The sequence below is a fragment of the Kitasatospora sp. NPDC057198 genome, from assembly GCF_042670125.1.
GTDB lineage: Bacteria > Actinomycetota > Actinomycetes > Streptomycetales > Streptomycetaceae > Kitasatospora.
In genome coordinates, this window is sequence record NZ_JBHUWH010000346.1 from 1 (window position 1) to 8,606 (window position 8,606).

Sequence of the window (8,606 nt, forward strand, 5' to 3'; positions counted from 1 at the left end):
TCCGCCGGACCGTCCGGCGGGCCGCCGGGGCGCCGGTGAAGAACGCCTCCTCGGGATCTCCTCAACCGGACTCCCGGACTGCTAACGTCCGTGCTGCGCGACCCGGCCGCAGCTGTCCCGGCGCGCGGGAGGAACTCCGATGGTGCACCTCGCCCGGCCCGTGCTCCGCCGCGTTCCCGCGGTGCGGCGGGAGACGTGCGGGTCGCAGAGCGGGGAGCTGAGCATCACCCGGGCCCCCGGAGCCCCCGCGGTGATCCGCTGGCAGCCCGCCGGGGGCGAACCCGTCGACCTCCTCCCGCCCTACCGCCTCGACCGGGTCGAACTCCGCCGCTCCCACCGGGCCAGCCTGCACGGTCTGACCGCCGGCATCCGCCTGGTCACCGCCGGCTGGTCCCCGCTCTTCCTCGTCCCCCCGGCCGACCTCCCGGCCCTCGCCCTGGCCGCGGCCTCCACCCGAAGGATTTCGAGCCTCCGGTAGGGGCTCGGGAGAGCACCACCGGGGGCCCGGGAGAGCACCACCAGGGGCCCGGGGAACGGCGGGTCCGTGCTGCTGACGGCCGGAGCCCATCGAAGGTTCGTGCTGCTGCGTGTCTTTGAGGGAACCGGAAGCCGATGCGCGCAACGGCAGTGAACCGCTCGCAGACTGGGCCTCGCCGTTCCCCGAGCCCCTGTCGGGGCTCTTCGCCATTTCCCGAGCCCCCCGGAGGGCTTTCTCAGCCGCGGGCGGCCTTCTGGAGCGTCTCCGGGGTGACCGCGCCGATGTAGACCCGGCCGTCGTCGGTGACCAGGGCGTTGACGATGCGGGTGGAGACCAGCGTTCCGCCGTCGACGTGGCGGCCGGTGAACTTGGCCAGCCCCTTCGCGGCCTCGGCGCCCGCCTCGCCGTGCAGGACGGTGGTCCAGCCCTCGCCGATCGTGTCGGCGCCGCCGGTGCCCGCGGCGGGGTTCTCGGGCAGGACGGAGGGCAGCCGGGCGTCGGAGAAGGACCCGGCGGGGGCCTCGGTGACCTTGGCGCCCTTGGGGGCGGTGAACCGGAAGGTGTCGGCGTCGGGCTTGGCGTAGGAGAGCGAGCCGAAGCGGATGTCGAACGCGGTCGCGCCGTCCACCGTGCGGACCTGGACGGCGAGCGGCACGCCCTTCTCGGCGTCGATCGCGATCCGGATCTCGTCGATGGTGGAGCCGGCCTGCTTCGGCTTGACGCTGAGCCGGTACGCGTCGTGCCCGGCGACCCGCTCGGTGCCGCTGACGGTGACGGAGGTGGTCGCGGCGGACTCCTCCAGGAAGCGCTTGGCGACCTCCTGCGGGGTGAAGGAGCCGACGCCCGCCGCCGACTCCTGCTTGCGCTCGGCACCGGCACCGGCACCGGTCAGGTGCAGCGCCTGCTGGGAGCCGCGGTCGTAGGCCCACAGCTGGTCGCCGTCGTGGACCAGTTCGTAGCCGGACTTCTCGCTCGACAGGACGATCTTCTGCCGGTCGGGCCCGTCGGCGGCGACCTTCAGGGTGTGCGAGCCGCCGAGCAGTTCGACGGCCCTGAGCTGCGGGTCGGCGCTGCCGACGTTCGCGCCGGCGCCGCGGGCGAGGTCGCCGATCGGGCCGGAGCCGCTCAGCGCGTCGGTGAAGACGGTGGGCAGGCCGAGGTCGGCGCTGACCCGGACGGTGCCGGAGAAGGTGTCGGTGTGGGCGGAGAGCGCCTTGGCGACGAGGTCCTGGGCGCTGATCGCGGGCAGGTCGGGCGCCTCGTCGCTGGCGAGCGCGGGAACCAGCCCGATGCCGGTGGCGACGACGGCGGCGACGGCCACCGGCACGCCCACCCGGACGGCGGTGCGCCGCTTCGCGGGCCGGGTGACCGGCCCGGTCGGCGCGGGCGGTGCGATGCGGATCGGCGTGGTGTCCTGTGCTGCGGTGGAGTCGTGGTCCATGGCCGCCCCCTGCTCGAGTGCCTGTGTGCTGTCACCGTCCATTAGAAGCCTCCCGGGGCCGTGCGGGCGTCGCCCGGCGGCAGCAGATCCGGGTACGCCTCGCGTTGTATCCGGCGCGTTGCGACCCTGAGAAGCCGTCAGGGTCGTGTACTCCCAGGGGCCTACCCCTCGCGTAGGGTCGGCCCATGAGCCCTCAGCCCACGCCCGTGCCCCCGGCCGCGTCGGTACCCCCGGCCGCGTCCGCCGCCCCGACCGCGACCGCGATGCGGCGCGCGCTGCGCCGGGCCAGGGACGGCGTGGCGCTGGACGCGGCGGAGGGCGCGGTGCTGCTGCAGGCCCGCGGCGCGGACCTCGCCGAGCTGTGCGCGGCCGCCGCGAAGGTCCGGGACGCCGGGCTGGCGGAGGCGGGCCGTCCGGGCGTCATCACGTACTCGCGCAAGGTGTTCGTCCCGCTGACCCGGCTGTGCCGGGACCGCTGCCACTACTGCACCTTCGTCACCGTGCCCGGGAAGCTCCGCAAGGACGGGCACGGGATGTACCTGTCCCCGGACGAGGTGCTGGACATCGCCCGCAAGGGCGCCGAACTCGGCTGCAAGGAAGCCCTGTTCACGCTCGGCGACCGCCCCGAGGAGCGTTGGCCCGAGGCCCGCGAGTGGCTGGACGCGCACGGCTACGACGACACCCTGGCGTACGTGCGGGCGATGGCGGTGCGGGTGCTGGAGGAGACCGGGCTGCTGCCGCACCTCAACCCCGGCGTGCTGTCCTGGACGGACTTCCAGCGGCTCAAGCCGGTCGCCCCGTCGATGGGCATGATGCTGGAGACCACCGCCGTCCGCCTCTGGTCGGAGCCCGGCGGCCCGCACCACGGCTCGCCCGACAAGGAGCCGGCCGTCCGGCTGCGGGTGCTGGAGGACGCCGGGCGCAGCGCGGTGCCGTTCACCACCGGGGTGCTGATCGGCATCGGCGAGACGTACCTGGAGCGGGCCGAGTCGCTGCTGGCGATCCGCACGGTGGCCCGCGCCTACCAGGGCGTGCAGGAGGTGATCGTGCAGAACTTCCGGGCCAAGCCGGACACCGCGATGCGCGCCATGCCGGACGCCGAACTGTCCGAGCTGGCCGCGGCGGTGGCGGTGGCCCGGCTGGTGCTCGGCCCGTCCGCCCGGATCCAGGCCCCGCCGAACCTGGTGGACGAGGAGTACGCGCTGCTGATCGGCGCGGGCATCGACGACTGGGGCGGGGTCTCCCCGCTGACGCCCGACCACGTCAACCCGGAGCGCCCCTGGCCGCACGTCGAAGAGTTGGCCGAACGCACCGCCGCCGCCGGGTTCACCCTGCGCGAGCGGTTGACGATCCACCCCGAGTACCTGAAGCGCGGCGAGCCCTGGCTGGACCCGCGCCTGCTGCCGCACGTCCGGGCACTGGCCGACCCGGTCACCGGCCTGGCCGTCGAGGGCCGGATCCCGGTCGGCCTGCCCTGGCAGGAACCGGACGAGCCGATGGCCGGCGGCGGCCGCACCGACCTGTTCCGCACCGTCGACACCGAGGGCCGCACCGGCGACCGCCGCTCCGACTTCGACGACGTGTACGGCGACTGGGAGTCGCTGCGCGAACGGGCCGCGCTGCCCGCCCCCCGCCGGATCGACGCCGACGTGCGCTCCGCGCTGTCCACCGCCGCCGACGACCCCGCCAGGCTGACCGACGACCAGGCCCTCGCCCTGTTCCACGCCGAGGACGACGCGCTGGACGCGCTCACCCGGATCGCCGACGCGCTGCGCCGCGACACCGTCGGCGAACACGTCACCTACTGCGTCACCCGGAACATCAACTTCACCAACGTCTGCTACACCGGCTGCCGGTTCTGCGCCTTCGCCCAGCGCCGCACCGACGCCGACGCCTACACCCTCTCGCTGGAGCAGGTCGCCGAACGGGCCGAGCAGGCGTGGCAGGTCGGCGCGACCGAGGTGTGCATGCAGGGCGGCATCCACCCGGACCTGCCCGGCACCGCCTACTTCGACATCGCCCGCGCGGTGAAGGAGCGGGTGCCCGGCATCCACGTGCACGCCTTCTCGCCGATGGAGGTGGTCAACGGCGCCACCCGCACCGGCCTGTCGGTCCGCGACTGGCTGGCCGCCGCGAAGGAGGCCGGGCTGGACTCGATCCCCGGCACCGCCGCGGAGATCCTCGACGACGAGGTCCGCTGGGTGCTCACCAAGGGCAAACTGCCCGCCGCGACCTGGGTCGAGGTGGTCACCGCCGCGCACGAACTGGGCATCCGCTCCTCCTCGACGATGATGTACGGCCACGTCGACACCCCGAAGCACTGGCTGGGCCACCTGCGGCTGCTCGCCGGACTCCAGCAGCGCACCGGCGGGTTTACCGAGTTCGTCACGCTGCCGTTCGTGCACACCAACGCGCCGGTCTACCTGGCGGGCATCGCCCGGCCCGGCCCGACCGCGCGCGACAACCGGGCGGTGACCGCGATGGCCCGGCTGCTGCTGCACCCGCACATCACCAACATCCAGACCAGCTGGGTGAAGCTGGGCGCGGAGGGCGCCGCCGAGATGCTCCGCAGCGGCGCCAACGACCTCGGCGGCACCCTGATGGAGGAGACCATCTCCCGGATGGCGGGCTCCTCCTGGGGCTCCTACAAGTCGGTGCGCGACCTGGAGGCGATCGCCGCCCTGGCCGGCCGCCCGGCCCGCCAGCGCACCACCCTGTACGGCGAGGTGCCCGCCGAGCGCCGCGCGGCCGCGCTGGCCTCCGACGGGCACCTGCCCCGGCTGCTGCCGCTGGCCGAGTAGCCGACCAGCCGACTAGCCGACCAGCAGGTTGCGGCGCAGCTGCTCCGCGTCCACGCCCAGGCCCTTCTTCAGGTAGGCGTCGAAGCCGCCGTAGCGGGCCCGCACCTCGTCGAAGCCCGCCGCCAGGTATTCGGGGCGGACCTCCAGCAGCGGCCGGTACACGTCCTGGTAGGCGGGCGGCAGCTGGGCCAGGGCGGCGGCGTTGGCCTGCGCCCGGTAGGTGTTGGAGGCCAGGTAGTCGGCCCGGACGGTCTCCTGCGGGACGCCGAGCGCGGTCAGCAGCGCGGCCGCGCCCCAGCCGGTGCGGTCCTTGCCCGCGGTGCAGTGGAACACCACCGCGCCCCGGTCGTCGGCGGCGTTCAGCAGCCGGGAGTACGCGGAGCGGGCGCTGTCGGCGGAGACCATGGTGCGCTCGCCGAGGACCATCATGTCGACGGCGGCCTGCGGGCTGGTGACGTCGAACTGGCCGGTGTCGGCGGCGCCCAGGACGTTCACGGCGACCGACTTCGCGCCCGCCGGGAGCCGGTCCGGGGCGGCCTGCCGCTCGGCGGGGGTGCGCAGGTCGAAGACGGTGCGGACGCCCAGCCGGCGCAGCTTGGCGAGGTCCTGGTCGGTGAGCTTGGACAGGTCGTCCGAGCGGTACACCTGCCCGAGCTTCACCCAGCGGCCGTCCGCCGTCCGGTAGCCGCCCAGGTCGCGGAAGTTGGGGGCGGAGGCCAGGTGCAGCGAGCGGTCGGCGACGACCAGCGGCGCGCCCCGGTCCGGCACCAGCTCGAAGTACCAGCGGTCGGCCGCGCCGAGCCCGGAGACGGTGACGGTGGCGCTGCCGCCGCCGTGCGCGACCGCGGTGCGGTGCGACACGTGCTCCTGGTCGGTGCCCGCGTACACGGTGACGTGTCGGGCGCCGGGCGCACTCCAGCTGAGGGTGAAGGAGCCGTCGGCCTGCTGGACGGCGGTGGCGGCGGTGAACGGGATCGCCCGCGCCGAGTGCTGCGCCGCGTGGGCGGCCGGGGCGGCGAGGGCGGGCGTGGCGAGGGCGGGGGCGGCGAGGGTCAGCGCGGCGGTGAGGGCGGCGGCGGCGGCCAGCCGGGTGCGGGGGGAGGTCATGGACGCCGACCGTAGGCACCCCGTCCGGGTGCCCGGTGACCTGCGGATGTCGTCACCGCCACGGACGGTTGAACGAATCGATGTTCGGGGTGCACCGCCTTTTCGCGCGACTCTTCGAATAAGGTGCGTCTACCGCCCGAGCACCCGACCGGGCGCCCGACCGTGCCGCCGACCGAAAGGGTTCCGCCTCGTGATGCCTCTGTGGTCACGCGCCCAGCAGCAGGACTTCCGCAGCCGGGTCCGGGGCTGTCTGCTCGGCGGGGCGATCGGCGACGCCCTCGGCGGCGGCATCGAGTTCGAGCAGCTGGAGCAGATCCGCGAGGCGCACGGCGAGGCCGGGGTGGCCGGCTACGTCCCCGCGTACGGGCGGCGCGGCGCGATCACCGACGACACCCAGATGACCATGTTCACCGTCGACGGCCTGATCCGCTCCCACGTCAGCCGCGACGGCGGCGCCTGGCACCCGCCGTCCGACGTGCACCGCGCCTACCTGCGCTGGTACGCCACCCAGCAGGACTGGGGTCCGGACGAGCGCCGCGAGGACCTGGGCTGGCTCGGCCGCGAGGAGTGGCTGTACGCCCGCCGTGCCCCCGGCCAGGCGTGCCTGTCCGGGCTGGCCGGCACCGCGAACGGGCCGCTGCCGACCGTCGAGGAGCCGCGCAACCCGGGCTCCAAGGGCTGCGGCACCGTGATGCGGGCCGCCCCGTTCGGGCTGCTCACCGCCTGGGACCCGGCCCTGGTCTTCCAGCTCGCCGTCGAGTGCTCGGTGCTGACCCACGGCCACCCCACCGGCTACCTGTCCGCCGGGGCGTTCGCGGTGATCGTCCACGCGGTGGCCCGCGGCGGCACCCTGGAGGAGGGCGTGCACCTGGCGCTGGCCCTGCTCTCCGAGCGCACCGGCCACGAGGAGACCACCGCCGCGCTGCGGGCCGCGCTGGACGCGGTACGGGCCGGGGCGCCGTCCCCCGAGCGGGTCGAGGAGCTCGGCGAGGGCTGGGTGGCGGAGGAGGCGCTCGCCATCGGCCTGTACTGCGCGCTGGTCGCCGAGGACGTCCGCAGCGGCCTGCTGCTGGCGGTCAACCACTCCGGGGAAAGCGACTCCACCGGCTCGATCTGCGGCAACCTGCTGGGCGCCCTGCACGGCGAGACCGCCCTGCCGCCGGAGCTGCTGGCCGAACTCGAGGGCCGCGGCGCGCTCCTGGAGCTCGCCGACGACCTGGTGCTGGAACTGCTGCACGGCCCCGAACTGCACGGCACCGCGGTCTGGTCCGACCGCTACCCGACCGCGACCGCCGCCGGAAGCTGACCCGGGAGCTGATCCGGGGCGGCCGCCGGGAGCCGGTGCCGGACGTGCCAGGGCCGGACGTGCGGGTGCCCGCCACGCGGGAAGCGGCGGGCACCTGCACGGTGGTCGTGCCGGGCTCAGACCTCGCCGAAGCGGCCCGTGCCGGCCGCCGCGGCGAACGCCGCCCAGGACTCGCCGGTGAAGCGCAGCTGCGGGCCCTTCGGGTCCTTGGAGTCCCGGACCGCGATCGAGGCCGAACCCGGCACGGCGATCTCTACGCAGGCGCCGTTGCCCCCGCTGTAGCTGCTCTTGCGCCAGGTAAGGCTCTCGGTGGCCTTGCTCATTTCATGAACTCCTCTGCGATCTCGATGATCATCGACCGGCTTTCCACGACGCTCAGCGCCGCGGCCCTCAGGTGGTCGTAGAGATTGGTATAGCGGCGGACGTCGGCTTCCTTCTCCAGGTAGAGATCGCTCGTCACTCCTTCGAAGTAGACGACCGTGGAATCCGCTGACTCGGGGAACTCCAGCAAGGAGAATGTCCCGGTCATGCCGGGGTGGGAGCCGTGCGAGAACGGGATGACCTGGAGGTTGATGTTGGCCCGTTCGCCCAGTTCGGCGAGCTGCCGCAACTGCTCGGCCATCACCGCCCTCCCGCCGACCTGGCGGCGCAGCACGGCCTCGTCTATGACGACCCACAGGCTGCCCAACTGGTCCTCGCCGTGGATCCGGTGCTGCCGCTTCAGCCGGACGTCCACCCGGCGGCGGATCGCGACCGGGTCGGTGTCCGGCTGGGTGCCCGCCACCACGGCCTCCGCGTACTCGCGGGTCTGCAGCAGCCCCGGCACGAACGAGGACTCGTAGGCCCGGATCGAGGACGCCTCCGCCTCCAGGCCGATGTACACGCTGTACGGGATGTCCCCGAACTCGTGCCACCAGCCGCGCTGGCGCGACTCCTTGGCCATCTCCATCAGCCCGGCGCGGACCCGCTCGTCCTCGACCTCGTAGACGTCGCACAGGTCGCGCACGTCGCGCTGGCTGATCGAGCGGCGGCCGTTCTCCAGCCGGCTGATCTTCGACTGGGAGACCATCAGCCGGCCGGCCACCTCTTCGGCGGTCATCCCCCTGAGCTCGCGCAGGCGCCGCAGCTCGGCGCCGAGCCTGCGGCGGCGAACGGTCGGATTCACGCTGGCGGACACATCGACCTCCGGCCCGACTACGGGCAACAGTGCGGTAATTGGTACCAACCCCCCTGACGCTGAGCAGCATGCCACCTCAACTGCGGTTCGTGCCCGGGAATCGCGGTGGCGCAGTAGAACAGATCGTTTGAAAATAGCTCAATCGGGATTCGGCCTCTTGCGCTCGGCGCGCCCACCCGGTAAAGGGGATCCGGTGCGCCGGAGGGCCGCTGACGGGCGGTCCGGCACCGGGCGGCACCCGCGCCCGCACCCCCCGGAACGCCGAAGGGCGGGCGGCCCGGTGCATCGCACCGGGC

7 protein-coding genes are annotated in these 8,606 nt (G+C 74.0%); 3 read left to right on the plus strand and 4 right to left on the minus strand.

Annotation, left to right across the window (positions count from 1 at the left end; genetic code table 11):
• Positions 1 to 139 precede the first annotated feature (139 nt).
• Positions 140 to 478, plus strand: coding sequence for a hypothetical protein (locus ACFUEL_RS29385; RefSeq protein WP_380239802.1), 339 nt, complete (start codon positions 140 to 142; stop codon positions 476 to 478).
• A gap of 235 nt (positions 479 to 713) precedes the next feature.
• On the opposite strand, the gene ACFUEL_RS29390 is transcribed toward ACFUEL_RS29385, so the two are convergent.
• On the minus strand, positions 714 to 1,919 hold the full coding sequence (locus ACFUEL_RS29390) for an outer membrane lipoprotein carrier protein LolA (RefSeq protein WP_380239803.1): 1,206 nt from the start codon (positions 1,917 to 1,919) through the stop codon (positions 714 to 716).
• 185 nt (positions 1,920 to 2,104) lie between these two features.
• Here ACFUEL_RS29390 and ACFUEL_RS29395 point away from each other — a divergent pair, with 185 nt between their 5' ends.
• Entirely contained in the window at positions 2,105 to 4,720 is a 2,616-nt protein-coding gene (locus ACFUEL_RS29395) for a bifunctional FO biosynthesis protein CofGH (RefSeq protein WP_380239804.1), read from the plus strand.
• 12 nt (positions 4,721 to 4,732) lie between these two features.
• Here ACFUEL_RS29395 and ACFUEL_RS29400 read toward each other — a convergent pair whose 3' ends face one another.
• Positions 4,733 to 5,827: a tyrosine-protein phosphatase gene (locus ACFUEL_RS29400; RefSeq protein ID WP_380239805.1), complete on the minus strand. Its 1,095-nt coding sequence runs from the start codon at positions 5,825 to 5,827 to the stop codon at positions 4,733 to 4,735.
• Between the two features lie 193 nt (positions 5,828 to 6,020).
• Here ACFUEL_RS29400 and ACFUEL_RS29405 point away from each other — a divergent pair, with 193 nt between their 5' ends.
• Positions 6,021 to 7,133 carry an ADP-ribosylglycohydrolase family protein gene (locus ACFUEL_RS29405; RefSeq protein ID WP_380239806.1) on the plus strand — a complete coding sequence of 371 codons (1,113 nt, stop codon included), beginning with the start codon at positions 6,021 to 6,023 and terminating at the stop codon, positions 7,131 to 7,133.
• Between the two features lie 116 nt (positions 7,134 to 7,249).
• On the opposite strand, the gene ACFUEL_RS29410 is transcribed toward ACFUEL_RS29405, so the two are convergent.
• Both ACFUEL_RS29410 and ACFUEL_RS29415 read right to left on the minus strand, forming a co-directional pair.
• Positions 7,250 to 7,456, minus strand: a complete 207-nt coding sequence (locus ACFUEL_RS29410) for a DUF397 domain-containing protein (RefSeq protein ID WP_380239807.1) — start codon at positions 7,454 to 7,456, stop codon at positions 7,250 to 7,252.
• Positions 7,453 to 8,310 (minus strand): helix-turn-helix domain-containing protein, encoded by an 858-nt coding sequence (locus tag ACFUEL_RS29415; RefSeq protein ID WP_380239808.1) that lies wholly within the window; start codon positions 8,308 to 8,310, stop codon positions 7,453 to 7,455. The genes ACFUEL_RS29410 and ACFUEL_RS29415 overlap by 4 nt, the downstream gene beginning before the upstream one ends.
• Positions 8,311 to 8,606: the final 296 nt, after the last annotated feature.

Excerpts from the sequence above, each read along its gene's own strand:
- ACFUEL_RS29410 (WP_380239807.1), bottom strand. The coding sequence starts at position 7,456 with ATGAGCAAGGCCACCGAGAGCCTTACCTGGCGCAAGAGCAGCTACAGC.
- ACFUEL_RS29385 (WP_380239802.1), top strand. The coding sequence starts at position 140 with ATGGTGCACCTCGCCCGGCCCGTGCTCCGCCGCGTTCCCGCGGTGCGG.
- ACFUEL_RS29400 (WP_380239805.1), bottom strand. The coding sequence starts at position 5,827 with ATGACCTCCCCCCGCACCCGGCTGGCCGCCGCCGCCGCCCTCACCGCC.
- ACFUEL_RS29405 (WP_380239806.1), top strand. The coding sequence starts at position 6,021 with ATGCCTCTGTGGTCACGCGCCCAGCAGCAGGACTTCCGCAGCCGGGTC.
- ACFUEL_RS29390 (WP_380239803.1), bottom strand. The coding sequence starts at position 1,919 with ATGGACCACGACTCCACCGCAGCACAGGACACCACGCCGATCCGCATC.
- ACFUEL_RS29395 (WP_380239804.1), top strand. The coding sequence starts at position 2,105 with ATGAGCCCTCAGCCCACGCCCGTGCCCCCGGCCGCGTCGGTACCCCCG.